Origin of the sequence: Lederbergia graminis, assembly GCF_042655485.1 — a bacterium.
Lineage (GTDB): Bacteria > Bacillota > Bacilli > Bacillales > Bacillaceae_C > Lederbergia > Lederbergia graminis.
Window position 1 is genome coordinate 1 of sequence record NZ_JBHSMC010000031.1, and the last position, 602, is coordinate 602.

Consider the following 602-nt stretch of genomic DNA (forward strand, 5'->3'; position numbering starts at 1 on the left):
CATGATTATCAATCATAATATTGCGGCGTTGAACACACACCGTCAATTAGGTGCTGCAACGAATGCACAAAGCAAATCAATGGAAAAATTAGCATCAGGGCTTCGTATTAACAAAGCAGGAGATGATGCTGCTGGTCTAGCAATCTCTGAAAAAATGAGAGGGCAAATTCGTGGATTAGATATGGCATCTAAAAATGCACAAGACGGTAAACTAGAAATGCCGCACTAAACAGTAATGTTTAGATGAAAACTCCGTGAATTCGGTGGAACCCCAAACCAAACATAGCATTGTGGATGGTGGGCAATACCGAGCCAAGCCTAATGAATTGGAAGTATAGGTAGTTAGGAAGGTGTAACGACCAGGTGGTGAGGAACCATACCAATAATCCACCCACGAGCGCGGGGCATCCAAAAAGGATGAAGATATGGTCTGAACTTTATGGAAACATAAAGAAGTAGAGGATAAAGAGCCTTTACGATAACAGAATGATTTCTCTAATCCAAACTGCAGAAGGAGCTTTGAATGAGACACATTCAATCCTTCAACGTATGCGTGAACTTGCTGTTCAATCTGCAAACGATACGAATACAGATACTGATCG

The 602-nt window shown here is 41.5% G+C and carries 1 protein-coding gene and 1 pseudogene; both read left to right on the forward strand.

From position 1 onward, the window contains the following. Position 1: 1 nt before the first annotated feature. Positions 2–208, forward strand: a pseudogene (locus tag ACFPM4_RS19075) (flagellin N-terminal helical domain-containing protein); the annotation flags it as partial. Positions 209–486: 278 nt separating this feature from the next. Further along, the coding region (locus ACFPM4_RS19080; RefSeq protein ID WP_465262179.1) for a flagellin N-terminal helical domain-containing protein at positions 487–602 on the forward strand (116 nt) is incomplete at its 3' end.